Source organism: Streptomyces lusitanus, assembly GCF_042647945.1.
Lineage (GTDB): Bacteria > Actinomycetota > Actinomycetes > Streptomycetales > Streptomycetaceae > Streptomyces > Streptomyces pseudogriseolus.
The window spans coordinates 247,667-271,097 of record NZ_JBHRWL010000001.1 but is presented as its reverse complement, the minus strand read 5'-3'; the positions used below and the strand labels follow the sequence as shown (position 1 = coordinate 271,097).

The following is a 23,431-nucleotide window of genomic DNA, read 5'->3' as shown; positions in this document are numbered from 1 at the left end:
CGCCGGATGGATCGCGGGCGTGGCCGACCTCGGCTGCTCCCCGCACCCGCGGGGACGGTCCGATCGAGTTCGGCGGCGTCGAGGGCGGCACGGTCAACGGCCGTGCCCAACTGTTCGCGAGCCGGACCGCGCTCTACTGACGCGGGCCAAGGTGCGGACGCGCAGCCCAGGGGTCGGTCCGAACACCGGCACGGCTGCCGCCAGGGTGCCGCTGCCAGCCCGGAGTGCAACCGGCGCGTCCGCCGGGCGGCCGGATCGACCCGCTGACACGGTCCACGACCGGACTCACATCCGCCTGGAGGACGACCCGCTGTCCAAGGCGCCGCTCGGCGGATTCGGGCCGTCAGCCGCCGGCCGCCGGGGAGCGGAGCGCTGCGAGACACCCCCGCCGGCGCTGGCGGGAGGCCTCGCACTGGCCACTCTCAAGCCCGCAGGTCTTTCACCATGACCGCGTACAGCGGGGAGTCGGCGAACGGCTGTTGTTCCCCCACCTTGCGGTAGCCCCATGACTCGTAGAGGTCCTGCACCCTTGGGTGCGTCACGTCTACCAGGAGTACCGCGAGGTCTTCGCCGCGCTCTTTCAGCAGCGCCTCATGCAGCTGGGCGGATATTCCCTTCTTTCGCCACTGCGGGCGCACCATGACCTCGGACACGGCGTAGGTGGAGGTGTATCCGATGTCCGGCTGGTAGTCGGTGAGGCGCCACCATTCCCGGCCCGGCGGGAGTGGGGCGCCGTAGGCGAAGCCGGTTGGCTCTTCGCCGTCGAAGGCCACGACGCAGGTGAAGCCGTCCATTGCGGACCAGTGGTCCACGAACCACGGGAAACGCTGGTTGAACTCGTCGTCCATGGCCTCGGCATAGGCGTCGGCGTGCACTGTGATCAGCAGTTCTCTGAAACCGTCCGGGAGACTCCCATGGTGGTAGTGCCGCAGGTCGATCACACTTCTGGTCACGCTCGGCTCCATTCCTCTCGCATACGGTCCGCCCAGTCGCGGGCGTAGGACGTGGATGGCGCCAACCTGTAAAGATCCCGGTGGAAGTCACCGATCAGGGTGCGCATTCGGCCGGGCAGGGGAGTGCCGTCCATGATGGTGAAGACGCTGGAGGCTGTCCGGGTGGCCTGCTCGGGCTCCCCCTGACGGAGCTGAGCGAGCGCGAGTTGGCAGGTGGCGAGTGCCCGGTTGCGTCGGAAATCGGAAGGCATTGTGGCCAGAGCGCGGTGCGCCATCGCCTCCGCGTGGGCGTGCCGGCCGTTGTGGCTGAAGACAATGGCCGCGAGGTGGTTCAGCTCGGCCGAGCCGTAGAACGCCGTCCACCGTGGGCGTTCGCCGTCCGATGCCCTGTACAGGGCGTCCTGCGCGGCGCCGAGCGACCGCTGTGCCGCATTGCCGTCGCCGAGCGTTGCATGGGCCAGGGCGACGCGCACCCGCCCCATGGAGCCGAAGAACGGGTCTCTGCACGCAGCCGCGGATGCCTCCGCCGCCTGTGCTGCCGCGAGCTGTTCAGCCCAGTTCTTGCGCTGGTAGGCGAGGATCGCCAAAGTGATCCACACGCGCACGGCCGTGGGCGGGTCGTGCGAAAGGCCGGCGAAGGTCGAAGACTCGTGAAGGTGCCTCTGGGCCGAGTCGAGGTCCCGCAGATCGATGTACGCCCAAGCGGCGATGGTGGTGAACTCGGCTGCGAGGGCGTACAGGGCACGGCGTACGCGCTCGCCGGCGCGCTTCTGCTGGAGGGCCAGCACCGCGGCACGTTTCTCAAGTGCCGCTGAAGCCAGGGACGTGTGTCCGCCTTGGCGGTCATCTGCCTCGATGAGCCGGTTCATGTCGGCGGCGATACGCGCCACGTCAGTCATACCGACTGAGCTGCGCGTCACCATGACGGGAGCTGCCGAGGCAGCCGCTCCGGTGGCCGAGGCGATGAAGTCGCGACGCCGCACAGGTTCCTCCGGAAGATGTTGCATGGAGCGTGGTGCGCTGAACCCCAAGTCCGTCACAGGACAGCCGAACACTCGCTCCAATGCGGCGCAAGTACGGCTGATGGGCCGTCTGCTCTCCCCGCTCAGCAGGTTACGGACCGTCCGTGATGAAACATCTCCCGGCCGACCCGTGATTTCGAGCAGCGCCTTGTTGAGCTGACCTGCTAACTCTTCCTGCGTGAGCCCGAGTTCCTGCATCCGGCTCCGAAGGATGCGATTAGCCCCCATGCGGCGACGGTAGCCCTTTGATCACTTTCCGCACCAGGGGGCGGGTAATGCGAGCGTAAAGTCTTCCGGTCGCTGGGCGTCGAAGAACTTATAAGGCTTCCTGGTACGCGCCTTTCCCTGCTCGTTGACTGGACATCAGCCGCCGTGCCGACAACTGCCACGGCGGTATGGAGGATCACCCGGCCCTTTCTCCCTCGTCAGGGCCGGGTGCCCACCCAGAGGGGATGACGGCGTGACCTTGACCATCGCCACACCGCATGCGGTCGGCAGACCCGGCTACACCATGCTCCTGCCGTGCCGGCCCGAATCCGTGGGCCGAGCCCGAGCCTTCGTCGCCGGGGTCTTCGAGACCTGGGGGATAAGGAGCCTGGCCGAAGACGGGGAAGTCATCGTGTCGGAGCTGCTGACGAACACGCTCGACCACACCACCTGCCCCTTGGTCAGGGTCGTGATCGAGCGCTGCATGGACGAGGTCATCCGGATCGAGGTCGCCGACGGGTCCCACACACGCCCGCAGCTCGCGGACTACGACGTCGACGCCGACGCCGACGCGGAGAGCGGCCGCGGCCTGTTCCTCGTCGACGCACTCAGCTGGCGGTGGGGCTGCGACGAATACGACTGGGGAAAAAGCACTTGGGCCGAATTGAAAACGATGACCACAGCGCCCTCCGCTCCCGATCCGGTGCCGACCTCGGAGAGCGCTCGATGACCCGCCCCGGCACCACCGTGCGCCCCGACTCGGCCCTGATCCCCTTCGTCGTCCAGCGTGAGGGCGAGGAAGCCGCCCCGGACAACCTGCGGCTCACTCCTCTCGGAGGCGGCCGCTACCGGCTGCGCTACGCCGACGAAGACCCCCGCGACCGCGACCTTCGGGGCGTGCTGTGGGCCCGCTGCGCGTTCAGCGAGGTCGATGACCAGGAACAGCCGACGGGCCGGCCGCAGTGGCGGATGATGCATCCCCTGCGGCAGCGCGGCTGCATGCAGACGCTGCGCTGCCAGGTGTGCGCCGGGCCCGCACGGACCCCGCTCGGCTGGATCTTCCTCGCGGGCCCTGGCGCCGTGGACCCCAGCGACGAGCCGATGCTCACCAACCACCCGCCCGTGTGCCCGGAGCATGCCCGCGCCGCCGCCGAGCTGTGCCCGCACCTCACGGCCGAACCGATGGTGTTCCTCGCCCGCAGCGCCCCGCTGTACGGGGTGAACGGCGTCGGCTACGGCGTCCGCGACGGGAACGTGCGGGTCGTGGAGCGCCCCGACGGGCCGATCCCGTACGGCCACCCGCTCATGCCCACCGTGCTGGCCTCGCAGATGGTGCGCAGGCTCGGCGCGTTCCAGCTGCTCAGCCTCGGCGAGCTGTTCACCGCGCTGGAGAGCACCGCATAACACCCGGCCCGGCGGCCCGGAAGTCCCCCCTGCCTTGGCCGCCAGACCGGGTAAATCCGCCGTGGTCAGACCGCGGGAGCGAAGGTGTCCAGGTCGCACTCGTCGATCAGCGGGACGCTCTCCGGGTCGTCCACCAGGATGCGGGCCGCTGTGGTCCGGCCGGACAGGACGGCGACCTCCTGGGTCCTGCTGACCAGTTCCTCGCCGGCCGCGTCCCGGAAGACCACCGTCACCGAGAAGACACCGGCCGTCGTGTCGTTGTTGGCGACCTCGACGGTGGCGTACGGCGTCTCCTCGGAGGCGCAGTCGACCAGCGTCACCGTGGCGTCCTCCGGGGTCGCCGTGGCCTCCGAGCCGCCGGACGAGCCGCTGCTGCCGTCGTCGTCGTAGCTGTCGCCGTAGTCGCCGGAGCCGGAGCCGTAGTCATCGTCGTCGTCGTAGTAGTCGCGGTGCGAACCGCCGCTCGACGAGTCGTGGTTCTGGCTGGAGCTGCTGCATCCGCCGCCGCCACCGCCGTCGTGGCTCCCGCTGCCGCCTCCGTGGCCGCGGCCGGTGGAGAACCCGGTGAGGGCGAGGACGACGAGCGCCGAGACGGCCGTGAGCTTGAGTGTCTTCCCCCGAGAAGTCATGACCGTCAGGTTAGCGATCTTTCTGTCACGGCCATGTCACTGCTTGGCGACCGTCCCGCACCCGGCGTAGCGTCGGCCCTGAGGGCGGCGGACACCGCCGCCCCGCAGCGGCGGCCGCCGTCCGGGCCCCTTCCGTGCAGCCGGCACGACGGCCGTCCCGCGCCGGAGACGCCTCCCGCGGCGACGCCGGGGACCGCCCCGCCTCACGCCGTCCGCGCCGTGCCCGTGCCCTTCTCCGCGTCCAGCGCGTACACGCAGCGGTCCTTGCTGCACGCGTACACCACGCCGTCCCGCACCACCGGCGAGCCGGTGATCTCGCCGCCGGTGGCGAGCTTCCAGCGCAGCCGGCCGTCGTCGGCCTTCAGCGTGTACAGCAGGTGGTCGCTGGAGCCGAAGTGGATGCGCCCCTCGGCGACCGCGGGCGCGCCCACGATCTCGCCGCCGGACTGGAAGCGCCACTTGGGCGTGCCGGTGACCGCGTCCAGCGTGTAGAGCCCCTTGCCGCTGCCCACGTGGACATGGCCCGCCGCGACCAGCACCGGCTCGACCGAGGAGCGCGCCTCGGTGGCGATGCGCCAGCGGTCGCGGCCGTCGGTGGCGTCCAGGGCGTAGACCGTGCCGAGGTAGTCGGCGAGGTACACCCCGCCGCCGGTGACCGCGGGGCCGGGTACGAAGGCGGGCGGGCACAGGAAGACCGCCGGGGCCTCGAAGTGCCAGCGCACGTGCCCGGAGGCCGCCTCCAGGGCGAGCACCCGGGTGCCGGCGCAGACGTAGACGTAGCCGTCGGGCGCGGCGGTGAGGCGGACCGGGACGCCGCCGCAGGAGGCCGCGTCGCCGATCGGGTACGACCAGCGCTCCTCGCCGGTGCGCGCGTCCAGGGCGCGCAGGCGGGCATCCTGCCAGACGTAGGCGGTGCCGTCGAAGAGGGCGGGACCGGCCTCCGGGGACTCGAAGTCGGTCTGGCAGCCGGTCAGTTCCCACAGCTTCTGCCCGCTCGACGCCTCCCAGCCCTGGACGCCGCCGCCGCGGGTGCCGGTGAGCACGGTGCCGCGGTCGGCCTTCAGGGAGTACACCCAGGCGTCCGTGTTCAGCCGCCACAGGTCGCCGCCCTCGCGGGCGTCGAGCGCGTACAGGGTGGGGCCGTCGGAGGCGTGGATACGGCCGTCGGCGACCGCCATCGACCAGGCGACGTCCCGCGTCTTGAAGCGGCGCCGGCCGGTGGCCACGTCCAGGGCGTGCACCTCGAAGGAGGTGACGTACACCAGGTCGCCGGCCACGGCGGGCGTGCCCCACACGTCGTTGGACATGCGGAACCGCCAGGGGCGCCAGCCCCCGGGCTGCTCCGGCGGCGCGGCGGGCGCCGGGGGCCCGGGCGCGGCGGCGGGCTCGGCGCCGTTGACGCCGGCGCGGGACGTGGTCCAGGTCGCGGCGAGGGCGGCGGTGGGCGGGGGCGCCTGCACGGCGGCCGCGCGCGTGTCGGCGACGCGCGGGCCGGGACCGATGGGCACCGCGGCGCCGGCCAGCCGGACGGGCCCGGTGCCGGCCGCGCCCACGGGGGCCTGCTGCGGCGGGACGACCGGGTCGTGCGGCGGCGGAGGCGGTACGGGGGGACGCGCGCCGCCCCCGCTGCGGCCGCTGTTCTGCGGCGGTCGGGCGGGGCGGCCGCCGCGGCGCGCCTCGATCAGGCCGACCGCCCGCTCGGGCAGCCAGGCCGACGCCGTGCCGCTGTCGTCGGAGCCGGAGCCGAACAGGTGCGGGGCGAGCTGCGCCTGGAGGTCGGCGGGGTTGGGCCGGGCCGTGGGGTCCATCTGCATGCACGACTCGATGAGCGGACGCAGCTCGTCCGGCAGGCCCTCGAGGTCCGGGCCCTCGCGCAGCAGCATGAAGACCGTCTCGACGGGGTTGGCGCCGTGGAACGGGGGGTGGCCGGTGGCGGCGAAGACCAGCATGGAGCCGAGGGAGAACACGTCGCTCGCGCCGGTGACGCTGCGGGAGTCCTTGGCCTGCTCGGGGGACATGTAGGCGGGGGTGCCGACGGCGACGTTGGTCATCGTCAGCCGGGTGTTGGACACCCCCGAGGCGATGCCGAAGTCGATCACGCGGGGGCCGTCCTCGACGACCAGCACGTTGGACGGCTTGAGGTCGCGGTGGACCAGGCCCGCGCCGTGGATCGACTGGAGCGCCTCGGCGACGCCCGCGGCGAGCCAGCGCACGGCCTGCGCGGGCAGCGGCCCGCACTCGTTCACTATCTCCTCGAGCGAGGGGGCGGGGACGTACGCGGTGGCCAGCCAGGGCACGGCGGCGCGCGGGTCGGCGTCGACGACGGCCGCCGTGTAGAAACCGGAGACCGCGCGGGCCGCCTCGACCTCGCGCGTGAAGCGCACCCGGAACAGCTGGTCCTCGGCCAGCTCGGTCCGGACCGTCTTGATCGCCACCCGCCGGCCGGACGCCGAGCGCGCGAGATAGACCAGCCCCATGCCGCCGGCTCCCAGCCGTCCCAGCACCTCGAACGGCCCGATTCGCCGCGGATCGTGCTGCGTCAGCTGATCCACCACTTGCCTGCCACCTCCCCGTACGCGTCGCGCCACCACCTGTGCGCGACCGTAGTGCAGCGTCTCACCACCGCACCGCCGTGGCGGCACGCACCCCGATTCTTCCTGTCCGGGCCCCCAGGTGCGAACCGGCCGACAAATCGGGTGTCCAGGTTTGCATATGACGCGAACGGACGGTCGGACGATGTGCGCGGGGGCGGACCGCGGCGGCGGCACCGAGCGTACGGTCAGCGGCGCAGCAGCGCGAAGGACGCCCCCTGATTGTCGGTGACGACGGCCGCCGTCCCGTACGAGGTATCGAAGGGCGGCACCTGGATCCGGCCGCCGAGCCGGGTCACCCGCTCCAGGGCGGGCTCCAGTTCCCGTACGGCGAAGTGGACGAGGAGGTGCGGCGGCATCTCGGGGGCGAAGACCTCGGAGACGGGCGCGCGCCCGAAGTCGGGGTCGGCGCCCTCGCCGAACAGGGCGTCGTGGAAGAGGTCGCCGTAGAAGGCGTTGGCCGTGTCCGTGTCCCGTGTGTAGAGCTGGACCCAGGCGAAGGCGCCCGGCTCGTGGCGGCGTCCGAAGCCGGCCGTGGTGCCGGGCTGCCACAGCGAGAACACCGCGCCCTCGGGGTCGGTGACGAGCGCGGTGCGGCCGAGGTCGCCGAAGGGCGCGGGGGGTGCCACCACCTGACCGCCAACCGCCCGGATGCGGGCGCACAGGGCGTCGGCGTCCGGGGTGGAGAAGGACACCGTCCACACCGTCGGGAGCCGTCCGTCCGTCTTGTGCGCGAGGGAGGCGACGGGGTCGCCGTCCTTCGACGCCCGGACCGTCCCGGTGGGCTGGTCCTCGAAGGCCCAGCCGAACAGCTCACCGTAGAACCGCTTGCCCGCCTCCAGATCGGGCAGCTGCGCGTCCACCCAGCAGGGGGTGCCCTCCGTGTACTCCGACGCCCTGTTTTCGGCCATACCGACAACGTAGCCGCGCCGCGCGCACGCCGCCGACCAGGCACACCAGGGTTCCCCGGGCCCCGCACCCCATTTGCAGTCGGCCGAATCGCGCTCCCGGACCCCGTCGGTAAGCTGACGGCATGACAGGACAAGTGCGTACCGTCGACGGCCGCGTGGCCGGCCGGCGTGGGCAGGAGACCCGGCAGAAGCTGCTCGACTGCCTCAGCGAGATGCTCAGCTCGTCCCCGTACCGGGATGTCAAGGTCATCGACGTCGCCCGCCGCGCCGGGACCTCGCCGGCCACCTTCTACCAGTACTTCCCGGACGTCGAGGGCGCCGTCCTGGAGCTCGCCGAGACCATGGCGGCGGAGAGCGGCACGCTGACCGAGCTGGTCGAGGGACGCTCGTGGAGCGGGCGGGCCGGCTGGCAGACGGCGCAGGAACTGGTGGACGGCTTCCTGGAGTTCTGGCGGCACAACGACGCGATCCTGCGCGTAGTGGATCTCGGCGCCGCCGAAGGGGACAAACGTTTCTCCAAGATCCGTCTGAAGGTCCTCAACGCCGTGGAGTCCTCCCTCGCCGGCGCGGTCTCCGAGCTCCAGGCGAAGGGGCGGATCGACAAGGACGTCAATCCCGGCGCGGTCGCCGGGTCCCTGGTCGCCATGCTGGCGGCCGTCGCCTCGCACCAGAAAGGTTTCTCCTCCTGGGGCGTCAAGCAGGCCGAGATCAAGCCGAACCTGGCGCTGCTCGTGCACCTGGGGGTCACCGGGCGCAAGCCGACCAAGTAGCCGCGCGCGGCCCCGCGCCCCCGCGCGACCTCGCACTTCCTGTCATCCGGGCGGCGGTTCACTCCGGTGGACCGCCGCCTGTCGCGTCCCCGGGGGCGGTCCGGTTCCGATGGTGGGGGCGCGACGTGCGGAACACGTCCCCGCCGGCCGGCGTCGCACCGCCCGGCCGGGGCCGCCGGCGCACCCGCCCGCCGAAGTGCCCGCCCCGACGCAGACGACGCTGGAGGAACCGCCATGGCCCTGTCCCGTGAAGAGCGCGAACAGTTCCTGTCCGAACCGCGCGTGGCCGCGATCGCGGTGGACGCGGGCGAGGGCCGCGCCCCGCTGACCGTGCCGATCTGGTACCAGTACACGCCCGGCAAGGACGCGTGGATCCTCACCGGTCTGCACTCCCGCAAGAACCGGCTGCTCCAGGCGGCCGGACGCTTCTCCCTCCTGGTGGACCGCGTCGAGCCGACCATCCGCTACGTCTCCGTCGAGGGCCCGGTCGTCGACACCTCCCCCGCCACGATCGAGAAGCTGCGGGAGCTCTCGGAGCGCTACCTGCCGCCCGAGAAGGTCGACGGGTACGTGGACTTCGCGTGGAAGAACCACGGGGAGCAGGTCGTCGTGCGGATGCGCCCGGAGCGGTGGGTGTCGTCGGACCTCGGCTCGGTCTGAGACGGGCCGGCTCCGTCCCGGGGGCCGACAATCACCCCATGGAACCCGACCTCCACGAGCTGCTGCGGTCCCTGCGGGTGTGGGACCCGGCCGTCACCGACCTGCGCCCCTTCGACCCCGGACGCGCCCCCGCCGAGCCGCTGCCGCTGTTCGCGCGGTGGCTGGCCGAGGCCGCGGCGGCCGGGCAGCCCGAGCCGCACACCATGTCCCTGGCGACGGCGGACGCGGACGGCCTGCCGGACGTACGGATCGTGATGCTGCACGGCGCGGACGAGCGGGGCTGGTCGTTCGCCACGCACGCGCACAGCCGCAAGGGCGGGCACCTCGCCGCCCGCCCGTACGCGGCCCTCGCCTTCTACTGGCCGGTCCTGGGCCGCCAGGTGCGCGTACGGGGCCCCGTCACGGCCGCCCCGCCCGAGGAGGCCCGGGCGGACCTGCACGCCCGCTCGACGGGCGCGCTGGCGTCGGCCCTGACCGGCCGCCAGAGCGCGGTGCTCCCCTCCCCGGAGGAGCTGACCCGCGCCTCCGAGGCCGCCTGGGACCGGGCCCGCCGCGCCCCGGACACCCCGGCGCCGTCCTGGACCCTCTACCACCTCGCCCCTGACGAGACGGAGTTCTTCCAGGGCGACCCCGACCGCCGCCATGTCCGGCTGCGGTACCGGCGGGAGGGGGAGGGGTGGGTCCGGGAGCTGCTGTGGCCGTGAGGGAGCCTGCCCGGGTCAGGTGAGGTGTGGGGACTTCATGGGGACATTGAACGCGCGATCACGACATCATGTGATCATTCCGCAACCAATTCCGGTCTTGACCGAGACCCATCAACCACCTGCCGGATTACGCTCGCGGTCATGGCCGACTCCACCACGTCCGCGCAGCCCACCGCGCCCGCCCGGGCGGACCGCCCCGTCTACGTCGTCGGCGGCGGCCCCGGCGGACTGTCCGTCGCGTACGCCTTGCGCGCCCGCGGGGTGCGGGCCGTCGTGCTCGAGCGGTCCGAGCGGGTCGGCGACTCCTGGCGCCGCCACTACGACCGGCTGCACCTGCACACCACCCGGCGCCGCTCGGCCCTGCCCGGCCTGCCGATGCCCCGCCGCTTCGGACGCTGGCCGTCCCGCGACGACGTGGTCCGCTACCTGGAGAAGTACGCCGAGCACCACCGCCTGGAGATCGTCACCGGCGTCGAGGTGTCCCGCGTCGAACGCACCCCCGACGGCACCGGCTGGCTGCTGCGCGCCACCGGCGGACGCGAGCTGACCGGCGCGGCGGTCGTCGTCGCCACCGGCTTCAACCACACCCCGCGCATCCCCGACTGGCCCGGCCGGGAGACGTACACCGGCGAGTTCCTGCACGCCTCCGGGTACCGCAACGCGAAGCCGTTCGCCGGGCGGGACGTGCTGGTGGCGGGCGTCGGCAACACGGGGGCGGAGATCGCCGTCGACCTGGTGGAGGGCGGCGCCTCCCGGGTGCGGCTGGCGGTGCGCACCCCGCCGCACATCGTGCGCCGCTCGACCGCCGGCTGGCCCGCGCAGTACTCCGGCATCCTGGTGCGCCGGCTGCCGGTGCCGCTGGTCGACCGGATCAGCCGCCTGCAGGCGCGGATCGCGGTGCCGGACCTGTCCGAGCACGGCCTGCCCCGCCCGGAGACCGGGCTCTACAGCCGCGTCCTGGAGGGCGCCATCCCCGTGCAGGACGTCGGCCTGATCGACGCCGTGCGCAAGGGCTCGGTGGAGGTGGTCGCCGCCGTGAAGGGCTTCGAGGAGGGCGAGGTGCTGCTGGCCGACGGCGAGCACGTCGCCCCGGACGCGGTGATCGCGGCCACCGGGTACGAGCGCGGCCTGGAGGGCCTGGTCGGCGGCCTCGGCGTGCTGGACGACCGGGGCAGACCCGTGGCCCACGGCGCCCGCACCCCGGCCGGCGCCCCGGACCTGTACTTCACCGGCTTCACCAACCCGATCAGCGGCAACCTCCGGGAGATGGCCCTGGACGCCCGGCGCATCGCCCGCGCGGTCGACCACAGCGGCAAGGCGTCCCGGCTGCCGGGCGCCTGAGCCTCGGGGCGCCTCAGCTCGCGGCGAGAGGCGCCGGCCGCTTGCGGATCACCAGTGCCATCAGCGCCGCCGCCGCGCACAGCGCGCCCGACGCGAGCCAGACCACGTCGTACGAGCCGAACGCGTCCCGCGCGAGGCCGCCCACGAAGGCCACGATCGCCGCGCCCACCTGGTGCGACGCCAGCACCCAGCCGAACACGATGGGGCTGTCGTCGCCGTAGCGCTCCCGGCACAGCGCGAGCGTCGGCGGCACGGTGGCGACCCAGTCCAGGCCGTAGAAGACGATGAACAGCAGCATCGGCGGGTGCACGGACGGCGCGAGCAGCAGGGGCAGGAAGAGCAGGGACACGCCGCGCAGCGCGTAGTAGACGGCCAGCAGCCGGCGCGCGTCGAAGCGGTCGGTGAACCAGCCGGACGCCACCGTGCCCACCACGTCGAAGACGCCGATGACGGCCAGCAGGGACGCGGCGGTGGTGATCGGCATGCCGTGGTCGTGCGAGGCGGGCACGAAGTGGGTCTGGATCAGCCCGTTGGTGGACGCCCCGCAGATCGCGAACGTGCCGGCGAGCAGCCAGAACGGGCCGGTGCGGGCGGCCGAGGCGAGCACGGTCAGCGCGCGCCGGGCGGCCCCGGGCACGGGCGCCGGCTTCGGCACGAACTCCTTCGCCCCGTACGGCTTCTGGCCGATGTCGGCCGGGTGGTCGTGCAGCAGCAGCCAGACGAACGGCACCACCGCGAGCGCGGCGAGCGCCACCGTCACGGCGGCGGGCCGCCAGGAATAGCGGTCGACGATCCACGACAGCAGCGGCAGGAAGATCAGCTGCCCGGAGGCGGACGCGGCAGTGAGGATGCCGCTGACCAGGCCGCGCCGCTCGGTGAACCAGCGGTTGGTGACGGTGGCGGCGAACGCCAGCGCCATCGAGCCGGAGCCGAGGCCCACCAGCAGGCCCCAGCAGAGCATCAGCTGCCAGGCGGCGGTCATCCACACGGTGGCGCCGGAGCCGGCCGCGATCACGGTCAGCGCGACGGCGACGACCCGGCGGATGCCGTAGCGGTCCATCAGCGCCGCCGCGAACGGGGCGGTGAGGCCGTACAGCGCCAGGTTGACTGAGACCGCGGCGCCGATGGTGCCGCGGGACCAGCCGAATTCGGCGTTCAGCGGGTCGATGAACAGCCCCGGCACGGCGCGGAAGGCGGCGGCGCCGATGATCGTCACGAAGGTGACGGCGGCGACGAACCAGGCGCGGTGCACCCGGAGGCGGGTCGGCTTGCGGCCGCTCGCGGGCGGCCCGACGGCGGCGGTCTTGCTGGTCGTGGTCACGCCGTACAGCGTCGGGCACGCACGTCCGCTTCAACGAGTGGCCCGGGGGACAGCCTTCGCTAGGATCGGGCCATGCCTGTCATCCCGCCCGAGCCGTCCCCCTCCCCCGACGGCCACCGGCCCCACCGCGTGGTCGTGCTCGCCCTCGACGGGCTGCTCCCCTTCGAGCTGGGCATCCCGCACCGCATCTTCGGCCGCCCCAGGGACGAGCGGGGCCGGCCGCTGTACGAGGTGCTCACCTGCTCGGTCCGGCCGCCGGGGCCGGTGCGGACGGACGCCGACTTCACGGTTCACGTCCCCCACGGCCCGGAGGTCCTGGCCACCGCCGACACGGTGATCGTCCCGGCCTGCTACGAGCTCGGCCCGGTCTTCGAGCGGGGCGAGCTGACGGACGAACTGGCCGACGCGCTCGGCCGCATCCCGCCGACGGCCCGCATCGCCTCCATCTGCACCGGGGTGTACGTCCTCGCCGCCGCCGGCCGGCTCGACGGGCGCCGCGCCACCACGCACTGGGCGGACGCGGAGCGGCTCCAGCGGCTGTTCCCGAAGATCGACGTCGACCCGGACGTGCTGTTCGTCGACGACGGCGACATCCTCACCTCGGCGGGCGTGGCGGCCGGGATCGACCTGTGCCTGCACATGGTGCGGCGCGACCACGGCGCCGCCGTCGCCAACGACGTGGCCCGGCGCACGGTGGTGCCGCCGCACCGGGACGGCGGCCAGGCGCAGTACATCCAGCGTCCGGTGCCCGACCCGCAGCAGGCGTCCACGAGCGGCGCCCGCGCGTGGGCGCTGGGCCGGCTGCACGAGCCGATCCAGCTGCGCGACATGGCGGAGCGGGAGTCGATGTCGGTACGCACCTTCACCCGCCGCTTCCGCGAGGAGACCGGGGTCAGTCCGGGCCAGTGGCTCACCCGCCAACGGGTCGAGCGGGCACGGTACTTGCTGGAGACCACCGAGCTGACGGTGGACCAGGTGGCACGGGACGCGGGGTTCGGCACGGCCCAGTCCATGCGGGCCCACCTCCAGACGGCCCTCGGCGTGACGCCGACGGCGTACCGCCGCACGTTCCGCGCGGGTGCGGAGCGGACGTTGGACGCCCGTGCGGATGCGGAACGGGGCGTGAGGGCGGGGGCGGTCACGGTCTGAGCGGCCCCTCTGCGAGGCGGTCGGGCGGTGTGCTCCCCTGAGGGCGCCCCCTAGGCGTCAGGCGTCCGCCGTCCCGGAGCAATCCGGCACCCGCTCCCTGAGGCGTCAGGCATCCCCCGATCCGGAACAACCCGGCACCCGCTCCCCGAGGCATCAGGCACCGCCACCCCAGGGCAACCCAGCATCCGCTCCGCCGAGGCATCAGGCGTCCGCCGCCCCAGGCGCATCGGCTGACCGCCGCCCGAGGTGATCGGGCGTCTGTTTGTCCACAGGCTGTGGACAAACAGACGCCCGGTGGCGGGCGGCGCTGCTCGCCCCGAGCACGGCAGCCCCGCACCGCCCTTCGATTCCGGCGGCCCCCGCCAGGTCCCCCGCCCCCGGGAGGCACGCGCCGAATGACGACCCACACTCGCCGAGGACCCCCGTCGCGGTGCCCTCGCCGTCCCCTCGCGGCGAATCGCTGACGACCAGCGTGATCACCCGGTCACGGCACGTCAACACCGTTTCGGCAAGTGATACGGAGTTCGCGGCAATTGCCCGTTTCGTCGGCTCGGCGCACGGGAGCACACCCGGCGCACCGGTTCACGCGCGGCACCGGGGCGCCGTCCCGCCGTGCCCCCGTGCCTCCCCGAAAGCGCGGCAACCGTCACGGCGCACAGCGCTCAGACCGCTCGGACCGCCTCGTACGCCAGCCCGTCGTACGTCACCGCGCTGCCGCCACAGGAGGCGCGGGCGGCGTCGGACGCCCCGCCGCAGCGGTCGAGTTCGCACCAGATGCGCTTGCCGGCGCCCTCGGCGCTCCAGCCCCAGCGGTCGGCCAGCCCGTCGACGAGGGCGAGTCCGCGCCCGCCGGTCGCCTCGTCGCCCGCGCAGCGCGGCACCGGCGCGCGGCCGCTGCGGTCGGCGACCTCGAGGCGCACGCCGACCTCCTCGGCCGCGTCCGCGCCGGGCAGCGAAAGTCTGAGGACGGCCGGACAGCCGGTGTGCACCACGGCGTTGGTGACCAGCTCGGAGACGAGCAGGATCAGCGTCTCGGCCAGCGGTTCGTCGGCCCCTATGCCGGACCCGGCCAGCCGTGAGCGGGCCCAGCGCCGGGCCCGCCCCACTTCAGCGGGGTCGGGCCGGATCTCCAGCTGCACTTGAAGCACCTGCACCGCTCACACCATCCGAACCGGCGGACACTTGGACTCGCGCCTCACGAGGGCCACGATCCTAGCCATTTTCCGCATGGCCAGAACAATGGCCGGACCGGGATCACGGACCGTGACTCCCTGATCGGACAGCATGGTTGACGTACAGTCACCTCAACAAGCGCTTCGGGCATATTCCAGCGCAAAGGAGTACCCGTGCGGCATACTGTGCGACGCATGCCGCGCGGACTCGAACGGAGCGCCGCCGGCGGCCCGTTGACCGCGCAAGAAGCCGCAGGCACGGCCCCTCGGACGACCTCCCCGAGGGCGGTTCGGCCGCGGTGCGCGCCCACGACGACCCGCATCCCGCCCAACGTACCGGAGCCGCACCCCGACTCCGGGCCGTGACGACAGAACTCACCCGGCCCGGGCGTCCCGGACGCTCCGTGATCAGGAAAATGCCACGATCGGTGACACGGATTTCCGGCGCGTCAGGCGCGTCACTCGGGGACGGTGAAGTAGCGGGCGAACGCGGAGACGATCTCCTCCTCGCCGATCCGCCCGTCCCCGTCGGTGTCCAGCTGTGCGGCGGCCTGCGCGGCGACGTCCCCGTCGACGCCCAGCACCCGGAGCACACGCGCGGTCTCGTCCACGCCGACCCCCGCGTCCCCGCCGGCGCCGGCGACGGCGAGCGCCGCGTGCAGGAAGGGGCGGGCGATCTCGGCGAACCGGTCCGGGTTGTCCCGCAGCCGCTTCACCGCGCCGTTGACGAACTCCTCGCGTGTGATGCGCTGGTCGCCGTCCCGGTCGGCGATGCCCGCCATGCCCTGCCAGAACGCCTCGGCCCCGACGTACAGGGCCTGGCCCTTGTCGGAGCGGGCCGCCGTGCCGAACTCGGCGAGCAGCGCCTTGGCCGCCGCCATGAAGTCCTCGCGGTCGATGTAGCCGTTGCCGTCCTGGTCGAAGCCGGCGAAGCGGGCCGCGATCCTGCGCTCGTACTCGCTGGTGACCATGTCTTCTTCAGGCCGCCTTAGGTCGGAGGGGTCGTCTCGCTGGGAGCGTACGGGGTGCGGGGGCGCGGCGGAGCCGGAAAGCGGCGCTTGGACCAGGACCGGGGGAACACCGGGACACACGTGTGACACGGGTGAGCGCGGACACGCACGGCCGCGGAGTCAGGGGAGAGCCGGGTTCAGGCCGAGAGCGGGCGGGCGTCCTCGTCGACGGCGGACGGCACGTCCGGGTGGATCTCGAACAGCCGGCGTACCCCGAGCGCGCCGAGCACCTTGTTGACGTGGCTGCCGTCGGCGGCGCCCCGCGCGGGCAGGATCAGCCGGAGCCGGCCCTGGCAGGAACGCAGCAGCCGGCGGGAGGCTATGAGCACGCCCACCCCGCTGGAGTCGCAGAACCACACCTCGGAGAGATCGAGGACGAGCCGGTGCCGCCCCTCGGCCACGACGTCGTGCACCCGCTGCCGCAGCACCGGGGAGGTCACCAGGTCCAGCTCGCCGGAGACCCGGAGGACGGCCCATGCGCCGTTGTCCTGGTCGGTCACTGTGAAGGTCACCACCACGCCCCTCGCTCGCCGAAACGGAAGCAGTGCCTACGCTTCCTTGCTGCGCGGCTGCCCAGCGGCCGTTCCCTGAAACGCGACCCTGAAAACGGTTCGCGAACAGAAAGGGCTTGTTCTGGTCGTAATCGATCCGATTCGATCGGTTGTTGTCGACACGCGTCGGGGCAGACATCATGCGCACGCCGTGCGACCTGCGCGGGCGACCCTCTACCACGGAAGGCGCCGCGAGGGGCGCACATTGCCACAAAGGGGCGTGCACGCACGTTCATGGCGACTACATTCGTGGCGTCGCCGGTCACACGCCGGACCCGGGCACCGACCACCCCGGGGGCCCGCGGGACGAACAGGGGGTGAGGGGCCGCATGCGCAGAAGAGACGTACCGCCCCGCTGGGACCGCACGATGCAGCAGCGGCTCGCCCGCGGGGAGGCGGCCGCCCTCGGCGAGCTCTACGACCGCTTCGCGTCCCTCGTCCACGGCCTCGCCCACCGCGTCCTCGGTGACGAACGCGCGGCCGACACCGTCACCCGGGACGTCTTCGCCCACGTCTGGCAGCACCCCGACACCTACGACCCCCGGCAGGGCCCGCTGCGCAGCTGGCTCGCCGCCCTGACCAACCGGCTGGCCGTGCAGCGGCTGCGCACCACCGAGACCGCCGCGCTCGCCCGGGGCGGCCCCGGCACCACCGAGGACCTGGAGCGCAAGGTCCGGCACGCCACGGTGACCGCCCGCGCCGACTACATCGTCCAGTCCATGCCCGCGCCCCTGCGGGCCGCGCTGGAACTGGCCTACTTCCAGCGCCGGGACTACCGCCAGACCGCCGCCGACCTCGGCGTCACCGACGAGGAGGCCCGCCGCCGGCTGCGCCTCGGCCTCCAGCTGCTGGCCACCGCCCACGACGCCGGGACGCCGGGCGCACCGCCCGGAATCGGAGGTGCCGCGTGAGCGGGCGCCGCCCCGGGCCGTACGACGACCGCGGATCCCTCGCCCCCGGGCCCGACGGGCTGCCCCCGGGACCGGAGCACCAGGTGCTGAAGTCGCTGCTGGGCGCCTGGGCGCTGGCCGCCTGCGCGCCCGCCGAGGCCGACGCCGTCGAGGAGCACCTCGGCGTCTGCGGGCCCTGCGCGGACGAGGCACTGCGGCTGCGCGAGGCCGTCGGCCTGCTCCAGCGCCCCGAGACCCTCGACCTGAACCCGGCCCTGCGCACCCGCGTCCTGGAGGCCTGCCTGGAACGGCGCCCGCCGCGCATCCCGGTCCCCGAGTGGGCCGCCGCCTACGACACCGAGACCGCCCGGCTCGACGCGCTGCTCCAGGACTTCGGCGACAACGAATGGCACGCGCCGGTGCGGCTGCGCTGGTACGAGGGCGACGAAGCGAGCAGCCGCCGCACCACCGTCGCCGGGGTCATCGCCCATCTGCTGACCGTGGACGGACTGGTCGCGGTCGCCCTGGGCCTGGAGGACCCGCTCGGCGACGTCAAGCCCGAGCAGCCCACCCCGTCGGGCCGGACCGAGGCGTACTGGCGGGCCGCCCGCTTCCCGCCCACCCGGGCCGTCCGCGGCCCCTGGCGCGAGCAGAGCCACCGGCTGATCCGCACGGTCTGCTTCACCGGCAGCGACACCGGCCGCGTGCCCGTCCCCTACGGCGACTTCGCGCTGCCGCTGCACGACGCCATGCTGGACCGGGCCTTCGAGTGCTGGGTGCACGGGGAGGACATCGCCGAGGCGGTGGACTACCCCTACGACCCGCCCTCCGGACGCCATCTGCACGACATGGTGGACCTCGCGGCCCGGATGCTGCCCCTGGTCCTGGAGAACCGCCGCCACCACGGGCTGGCCGCGCCGGTCGAACGCCGGCTGGTCGCCGCGGGCGAGCCGGGGCGCAGCCTGCGGCTGGAGATCGAGGGGTCCGGCGGCGGGGAGTGGCTGATCCCGCTGGACTCGCCCGCGGCGAAGGGGTCCGCGGAGCACGAGGTCGCGCATGTCGCGCTGGACGGGGCGGAGTTCTGCAGGTTGGCGGCCGGTCACGTGCCGCCTCGTGAGGCTGCCGCCGGGCAGGAGGGGATCGCGAGGCGATCAAGGATGTGCTGTTCGCTGCGGCGAGCCTGAGCAGGATGTAGGGGGGTCCCTTTGCATCGCCGGCGGCTGCGGGCCGGTGGGGGCCGTTCGCGCAGTTCCCCGCGCCCCTTGAGGGCGCTGCGGTGAACGCGCCCCGAAGGGGCGCGGGGAACTGCGCGAGCAACCACGACGCACCCGCGGCCGCCGGGCGACGGAGAAGTCCCCAGCCTCTCAGGCGAACACCACAGTCCTGCGACCGTTCAGCAGAATCCTCCGCTCCGCATGCCACTTCACCGCCCGCGCCAGCGCCTGGCACTCCACGTCCCGCCCGATCGCGACGAGCCCGTCGGGCGTGACGTCGTGCCCCACCCGCTCGACCTCCTGCTCGATGATCGGCCCCTCGTCGAGATCCGCGGTGACGTAATGAGCGGTCGCGCCGATCAGCTTCACCCCCCGCGCATGCGCCTGGTGATACGGCTTCGCGCCCTTGAAGCTCGGCAGGAAGGAGTGGTGGATGTTGATGATCCGCCCCGACAACTGCTTGCACAGGTCGTCGGAGAGCACCTGCATGTAGCGGGCGAGGACGACGAGTTCGACCTCGTCCTCGCGCACGATCTCCAGCAGCCGCGCCTCGGCCTCCGGCTTGCCGTCCTTCGGCACCGGAATGTGGTGGAAGGGGATGTTGTACGAGGCCACCAGCTCGGCGAAGTCGGTGTGGTTGGACACCACCCCGGCGATCTCCACGGGCAGCGCGCCGGTCCGCGCGCGGAACAGCAGGTCGTTCAGGCAGTGCCCGAACCTGCTGACCATCAGCAGGATGCGCATCTTCTCGTCGGCCCGGTCGAGCTGCCAGTCCATCTGGAAGGAGTCGCCGATCGCCGCGAAGCTCGCCCGCAGCTTGTCCACCGACACCGGGGCCTCGGCGGAGAAGTGGACGCGCATGAAGAACAGGCCCGTGTCGTGGTCGCCGAACTGCTGGCTGTCCTCGATGTTGCAGCCGGTCATGAACAGGTAGCTGGACACGGCGTGCACGATGCCCTGCTTGTCGGGGCACGACAGGGTGAGGACGTACTGGTCGGCCGGTGCCGCGGCGCGGGTGGACTGCTCGCTCATGGGGAAAAGGGTCGCACACCCGGGCCGGCGCCCGGCCGGTCGTCCCGCTACGCGGAACGGGTCATGATGCGCAGCACCTCGAGGGTGCTGGGCGGCGCGTCCGGGTCGTCGCCGTCGCTCGCCGCCATCCGTACGTGCGCGTCGCGCGCGGCGCGCACCGCCTCCGGCCAGCCCTCGTGCTCCATGTACGCGGTGACCGGGGCGTCAGGCCCGACCTGGTGCATGATCCGCAGCACGCGCAGCACGGCGGTGTCGACGAGCGCGGCCTCCTGCGAGTCGCGGAAGATCGTGCCGACGTACTTCTCGGCGGACCAGTTGTCCAGCCAGGTGTCCTCGACCAGCCGGTACACGGCGTCGGTGACGTCCCCGTAGCCGGGCACCCCGGCCAGCCAGACGTCCCGCTGGAAGGCGGGGTCGGAGAGCATGTGCAGCGCGGAGCGCACATTGCTGCGCCAGCGCCACCACGGCATGTCGTTGAGTGGCATGCCGCCCATGGTGGAGGAGCGACGGCCGCGACGGGAAGAGTTCTCCGAACCTTGCACGGTCGTCGATCGTACGTTTCCGCCCTCGACGCACCCGACGGGCCCCCGCAATTCACCTCCGCGTCACCTCCCGTCGACCGAGCGTCACGTCGCGGTTCGCCATGTGAGGGAATGGTGCGGGGACATGACCGGCAGGCGACGCATCCGCAGCACCGTCCTCCCCCGCTCCCTCGTGCGGCCCGCCCGCGCCGGCGCCCTGGCAGCAGGCGCGCTGGCGGCGTGTTCGGCGCTGCTCGCCGGCTGCGGGATCGTCCCCGGGGTCGCGCAGGGCTCCGCGGACGACACGATCACGGTGATGACCTGGGCGCCCGAGAACACCGGCGCGACCAACAAGCCCGGCATGCCCGCGTTCGCCGAGGCCTACGGCCGCTGGGTGAACGACCACGGCGGCATCGCCGGCCGCCGGCTGAAGGTGCTGACCTGCGACGAACGCGACGACGCGGTGGCCGCGGCGCGCTGCGCCCGGCGCGCGGTCGCGGAGAACGCCGTGGCCGTGGTCGGCTCCTACAGCCAGCACGGCGACGCCTTCCTGCCCACGCTGGAGGCCGCCGGCATCCCGTACATCGGCGGTTACGGCCTCACCCACGACGAGTTCACCAGCCCGCTGTCCTACCCGGTCAACGGCGGGCAGCCCGCCCTGCTCGCCGGGCTCGGCCGGACCCTGGCGGACGCGTGCGGCCCGGTCGCGCTGGTGCGGCCCGACACCATCGCGGGCGACCAGCTCCCGCCGCTGCTGGACTCCGGTCTCGCGGCGGGCGGCCACGACCCGGCCGGGGACCTGCGCGCCGCCGAGGCCGCGACCTCCTACGGCGACGCCGCCGAGCGGGCGCTGGAGCACGCCGCCGCCGGCACCGGGGAGGAGGGCTGCGTGGTGCCCGCGCTCGGCGACCGCACCGGCACCTTCATGGACTCCTTCCGGCGCGCCCGCGGCGACCACCCCGAGGTGCGCACCGCGACCGTGCTCGGCAGCGTCGACCAGACGGTGCTGGACGCCTCCGGCGGCGCGTCGAGCCCGTACGAGGGGGCGTACGTCACCGGCTGGTACCCGGAGGCGGGCGACGCGCGCTGGAAGCCGATGAAGGAGGTCATCCGGGCGGAGGCCTTCGGCGACAACCGGATCGACCCGGCGGACGCCGGGGTGCAGACCACGTGGATCGCCTACACCGTGTTCCGCCAGGCAGTGGAGTCCCTCGGGGACGGCGAGGTCACCGCGGACACCCTGACCGGCGCGCTGGACGGCGGCCTGAAGATCAGCACCGGCGACCTCACCCCCACCCTCCGCTGGAAGTTCCAGGACACCCTGGCCTCCATCGGTCTCCCCCGCCTGGTCAACGCGAACGTCACCCTCCAGCAGGTGGAGAAGGGCCGCCTCGTCTCGGCCGCGGACGGCTTCACGGACGTGACGGCCACCCTGAAGGACGCGGCCCTCTAGGCGCCCCGCGCGGGACGCGCTACAGCTGCGTGGGGGCCCGCTCGGTCAGCCCGTACTTCCGGGCGATCACGTTCCACAGCGCCGAGGCCTTCTTCTTCTGCTCGGTGGCGGTCCCGCTCTCCCGGTTCCCCGCGGCGGTCTGCTCGGTGGAGCGCGCCTGGCCCTTCTTGCAGCCCTTCTTGCCCTTGGCCTGTTCCGCCCACTTCGCGTAGTGGTCGTCGGCCGAGGCGGACGCCTGCCACGCCTTGCGCAGCGCCTCGCTCAGCGCCTCGTGCTGCGGCAGCTTGTCCACGGAGAGCTGGGACAGGTCCGTCACGAGCTGCTTGCGCTGCTTCGCCGCCTCCCGCAGATCGGACGCGGCCCCGCCGAGGTCACGGCAGGCCTTCACGTCCTCCACGGCGTCGATCACGCTGCTGCGGCTGTCACCGCTGTGCGCGAGCAGCTTGTCCAGCTCGACGGCCTGCTCCCGGGCCGGGTCGGCGGCCGGCGACTGCGAGGCCTCGGTGCTCGCGGGCGCGGTGGCGGAGACGGGCTGGTCGGTGGTGCCGTCGTCCTCCTTGCCGCCGCTGCCGAGCAGGGCGCCCGCGCCGACGCCGACGACCGCGAGGCCGACGCCGACCGCGGCGATCAGCGGCCAGCGCGGGCCGCCGTTGCCGCCGCCACCGCCGCGTCCGCCGCCGTGGCCGGAGGCGGGCGGCGCGGGCGGTCCGGGCGGGGTGCGGTCGGTCCGGACGGGACGGCCGTAGTCCATGCGCGGCATCTGCTGGGTGGCGCCGGCCGGGCCGTCGTCGTTGCGGAAGAGGTTGTCGAACTCGGCGGGCGGCTGCCGGCCCGCGTCGCCCTGCGCGGCGCCGTACGGCTGGGGACCCTGGTCGGTGACCGGGGCGATGAACTGGGTGGGCTCGGCGTCCGGGTTGCCGGGCAGCGGGCCGGGGCCGGCCGGCTGCTGGGCGATGCCGAGGTTGCGGGTGGCCTCCGCGTCGTGCGCGGCGGGCATCTCGGGCGGCAGCGCGCCCGGGGCGACCGGGGGTATGTACTGGGTCGCGCCCTCGTCGGCGCCTCCCGCCGGGACCGGCGGGATGACCTGCGTGGCGCCCTCGTCCACGCCGGGCGCGGGCGCCGGGACCGGGGCGCCGTGGGCGGGCGGGTAGCCGTACCCGCCGCCGGGCGCGGCGTAGCCGTTCTGCGGGGGCAGCTGACCGCCCGAGGTGTGTCCGCCGTACGCGGCGGCCTGGCCGTAGCCGTCCGTGCCGGCGTACCCGCCGCCCTGCTGTCCCGCGTGCGCGCCGCCCTGTCCGTAGGCGTCGTGCCCCCCGTGCGCGGGCGGGTAGCCGCCCTGGGACGGCGCGCCCTCGGGCGGCAGCGGCCCGGGCCCCTGCCCGCCCTGTGGCTGCCCGCCGTGCTGCTGACCTTGCGCGTGGCCGCCGTGCTGCTGACCTTGCGCGTGGCCGCCGTGCTGCTGACCCGCGTCCCAGGCGGGCGCGGGCGCCTGCTGCTGCCACTGGCCGTCGTTCGCGGACGGCCACTCCTGGCCTGCGGACGGGGCGGCGGACGGGGCGGCGGACTGCTGCTCGGGTCCCCAGGGGGTCCCCCAGGTCGAGCCGCCGGGCGGCGCCGAGGCGGGGAACCCGCCCGGCGCGGGCTGACCTGCCGTACCGCCGGGCGCGACCGGACCGGACGTCATGCCCGGCAGCAGGGGCTCACCACCGTCCGAGGGCAGCACGATGCCTTCGCGCGCTTGGCGCGCCGAGGGCTCCTCGCCCTGTCCACTCTGCGTCACCGGGACTCCTACCAATGGGGGACCTTGTGAATCGTCGGCTCACGCTACCGGGTCCCCGGAGCCCGGTGCCACGCAGCACAGAACAGGCCCTCCTGCCCTGTGAGCGCGGTAACAAAACCAGGTCACCGCACGCCGCTTACGTCCCC

General features: G+C 73.5%; 21 protein-coding genes and 1 pseudogene. 10 read left to right on the top strand and 12 right to left on the bottom strand.

Going from position 1 to position 23,431, the window contains the following annotated elements; all coding sequences use genetic code 11:
• Nucleotides 1-422 precede the first annotated feature (422 nt).
• Together ACFOSY_RS01365 and ACFOSY_RS01360 are read right to left on the bottom strand one after the other, a co-directional pair.
• Entirely contained in the window at nucleotides 423-965 is a 543-nt protein-coding gene (locus ACFOSY_RS01365; RefSeq protein ID WP_394304883.1) for a GNAT family N-acetyltransferase, read from the bottom strand.
• Entirely contained in the window at nucleotides 950-2,203 is a 1,254-nt protein-coding gene (locus ACFOSY_RS01360) for a helix-turn-helix domain-containing protein (protein ID WP_394304882.1), read from the bottom strand. The genes ACFOSY_RS01365 and ACFOSY_RS01360 overlap by 16 nt, the downstream gene beginning before the upstream one ends.
• Before the next feature lie 232 nt (nucleotides 2,204-2,435).
• On the opposite strand from ACFOSY_RS01360, the gene ACFOSY_RS01355 reads away from it, so the two are divergent.
• Together ACFOSY_RS01355 and ACFOSY_RS01350 are read left to right on the top strand one after the other, a co-directional pair.
• A complete protein-coding gene (locus ACFOSY_RS01355) occupies nucleotides 2,436-2,912 on the top strand; it encodes an ATP-binding protein (protein WP_394304881.1) in 477 nt (158 codons plus the stop codon).
• On the top strand, nucleotides 2,909-3,586 hold the full coding sequence (locus tag ACFOSY_RS01350) for a hypothetical protein (RefSeq protein ID WP_394304880.1): 678 nt from the start codon (nucleotides 2,909-2,911) through the stop codon (nucleotides 3,584-3,586). Before ACFOSY_RS01355 ends, ACFOSY_RS01350 begins: the two co-directional genes overlap by 4 nt.
• A gap of 65 nt (nucleotides 3,587-3,651) precedes the next feature.
• Here ACFOSY_RS01350 and ACFOSY_RS01345 read toward each other — a convergent pair whose 3' ends face one another.
• The 3 genes from ACFOSY_RS01345 to ACFOSY_RS01335 form a co-directional block, all read right to left on the bottom strand.
• Nucleotides 3,652-4,215 carry a hypothetical protein gene (locus ACFOSY_RS01345; RefSeq protein WP_394304879.1) on the bottom strand — a complete coding sequence of 188 codons (564 nt, stop codon included), beginning with the start codon at nucleotides 4,213-4,215 and terminating at the stop codon, nucleotides 3,652-3,654.
• Between the two features lie 203 nt (nucleotides 4,216-4,418).
• Nucleotides 4,419-6,770 carry an outer membrane protein assembly factor BamB family protein gene (locus ACFOSY_RS01340; protein WP_394304878.1) on the bottom strand — a complete coding sequence of 784 codons (2,352 nt, stop codon included), beginning with the start codon at nucleotides 6,768-6,770 and terminating at the stop codon, nucleotides 4,419-4,421.
• A gap of 224 nt (nucleotides 6,771-6,994) precedes the next feature.
• Nucleotides 6,995-7,717: a VOC family protein gene (locus ACFOSY_RS01335; RefSeq protein WP_394304877.1), complete on the bottom strand. Its 723-nt coding sequence runs from the start codon at nucleotides 7,715-7,717 to the stop codon at nucleotides 6,995-6,997.
• Between the two features lie 134 nt (nucleotides 7,718-7,851).
• Between ACFOSY_RS01335 and ACFOSY_RS01330 the strand changes: the two genes are divergently transcribed.
• From ACFOSY_RS01330 to ACFOSY_RS01315, 4 genes are all read left to right on the top strand, one after another.
• Entirely contained in the window at nucleotides 7,852-8,487 is a 636-nt protein-coding gene (locus tag ACFOSY_RS01330) for a TetR family transcriptional regulator (protein ID WP_031021540.1), read from the top strand.
• A gap of 234 nt (nucleotides 8,488-8,721) precedes the next feature.
• Nucleotides 8,722-9,147 (top strand): pyridoxamine 5'-phosphate oxidase family protein, encoded by a 426-nt coding sequence (locus tag ACFOSY_RS01325; protein WP_394304876.1) that lies wholly within the window; start codon nucleotides 8,722-8,724, stop codon nucleotides 9,145-9,147.
• 38 nt (nucleotides 9,148-9,185) lie between these two features.
• Nucleotides 9,186-9,851: a pyridoxine/pyridoxamine 5'-phosphate oxidase gene (locus ACFOSY_RS01320; RefSeq protein WP_394304875.1), complete on the top strand. Its 666-nt coding sequence runs from the start codon at nucleotides 9,186-9,188 to the stop codon at nucleotides 9,849-9,851.
• 141 nt (nucleotides 9,852-9,992) lie between these two features.
• Nucleotides 9,993-11,192, top strand: coding sequence for a flavin-containing monooxygenase (locus tag ACFOSY_RS01315; protein WP_394304874.1), 1,200 nt, complete (start codon nucleotides 9,993-9,995; stop codon nucleotides 11,190-11,192).
• Nucleotides 11,193-11,205: 13 nt separating this feature from the next.
• Here the strand turns inward: ACFOSY_RS01315 and ACFOSY_RS01310 are convergent, their stop codons facing one another.
• Nucleotides 11,206-12,513, bottom strand: a complete 1,308-nt coding sequence (locus ACFOSY_RS01310; RefSeq protein WP_394304873.1) for an MFS transporter — start codon at nucleotides 12,511-12,513, stop codon at nucleotides 11,206-11,208.
• Between the two features lie 72 nt (nucleotides 12,514-12,585).
• Between ACFOSY_RS01310 and ACFOSY_RS01305 the strand changes: the two genes are divergently transcribed.
• Complete coding sequence (locus ACFOSY_RS01305) at nucleotides 12,586-13,662, top strand: GlxA family transcriptional regulator (RefSeq protein WP_394304872.1); 1,077 nt, start codon at nucleotides 12,586-12,588, stop codon at nucleotides 13,660-13,662.
• Between the two features lie 662 nt (nucleotides 13,663-14,324).
• On the opposite strand, the gene ACFOSY_RS01300 is transcribed toward ACFOSY_RS01305, so the two are convergent.
• The 3 genes from ACFOSY_RS01300 to ACFOSY_RS01290 form a co-directional block, all read right to left on the bottom strand.
• Entirely contained in the window at nucleotides 14,325-14,801 is a 477-nt protein-coding gene (locus ACFOSY_RS01300; RefSeq protein WP_394304894.1) for an ATP-binding protein, read from the bottom strand.
• A gap of 491 nt (nucleotides 14,802-15,292) precedes the next feature.
• On the bottom strand, nucleotides 15,293-15,805 hold the full coding sequence (locus ACFOSY_RS01295; RefSeq protein ID WP_394304871.1) for an EF-hand domain-containing protein: 513 nt from the start codon (nucleotides 15,803-15,805) through the stop codon (nucleotides 15,293-15,295).
• A gap of 176 nt (nucleotides 15,806-15,981) precedes the next feature.
• Nucleotides 15,982-16,362: an STAS domain-containing protein gene (locus ACFOSY_RS01290; RefSeq protein WP_225657483.1), complete on the bottom strand. Its 381-nt coding sequence runs from the start codon at nucleotides 16,360-16,362 to the stop codon at nucleotides 15,982-15,984.
• Nucleotides 16,363-16,724: 362 nt separating this feature from the next.
• On the opposite strand from ACFOSY_RS01290, the gene ACFOSY_RS01285 reads away from it, so the two are divergent.
• Together ACFOSY_RS01285 and ACFOSY_RS01280 are read left to right on the top strand one after the other, a co-directional pair.
• Entirely contained in the window at nucleotides 16,725-17,306 is a 582-nt protein-coding gene (locus ACFOSY_RS01285; protein WP_031062474.1) for a sigma-70 family RNA polymerase sigma factor, read from the top strand.
• A pseudogene (locus ACFOSY_RS01280) lies at nucleotides 17,303-18,480 on the top strand (maleylpyruvate isomerase N-terminal domain-containing protein). The gene ACFOSY_RS01285 and the pseudogene ACFOSY_RS01280 overlap by 4 nt, the downstream one beginning before the upstream one ends.
• A 169-nt stretch (nucleotides 18,481-18,649) precedes the next feature.
• On the opposite strand, the gene purU reads toward ACFOSY_RS01280, so the two are convergent.
• Both purU and ACFOSY_RS01270 read right to left on the bottom strand, forming a co-directional pair.
• Complete coding sequence (gene purU, locus ACFOSY_RS01275; protein ID WP_394304870.1) at nucleotides 18,650-19,531, bottom strand: formyltetrahydrofolate deformylase; 882 nt, start codon at nucleotides 19,529-19,531, stop codon at nucleotides 18,650-18,652.
• A gap of 47 nt (nucleotides 19,532-19,578) precedes the next feature.
• Nucleotides 19,579-20,025 (bottom strand): SCO4402 family protein, encoded by a 447-nt coding sequence (locus ACFOSY_RS01270; protein WP_031021549.1) that lies wholly within the window; start codon nucleotides 20,023-20,025, stop codon nucleotides 19,579-19,581.
• A gap of 172 nt (nucleotides 20,026-20,197) precedes the next feature.
• Here ACFOSY_RS01270 and ACFOSY_RS01265 point away from each other — a divergent pair, with 172 nt between their 5' ends.
• On the top strand, nucleotides 20,198-21,505 hold the full coding sequence (locus tag ACFOSY_RS01265) for an ABC transporter substrate-binding protein (protein ID WP_394304869.1): 1,308 nt from the start codon (nucleotides 20,198-20,200) through the stop codon (nucleotides 21,503-21,505).
• 19 nt (nucleotides 21,506-21,524) lie between these two features.
• Here the strand turns inward: ACFOSY_RS01265 and ACFOSY_RS01260 are convergent, their stop codons facing one another.
• Nucleotides 21,525-23,285: a hypothetical protein gene (locus ACFOSY_RS01260; protein WP_394304868.1), complete on the bottom strand. Its 1,761-nt coding sequence runs from the start codon at nucleotides 23,283-23,285 to the stop codon at nucleotides 21,525-21,527.
• Nucleotides 23,286-23,431 lie beyond the last annotated feature (146 nt).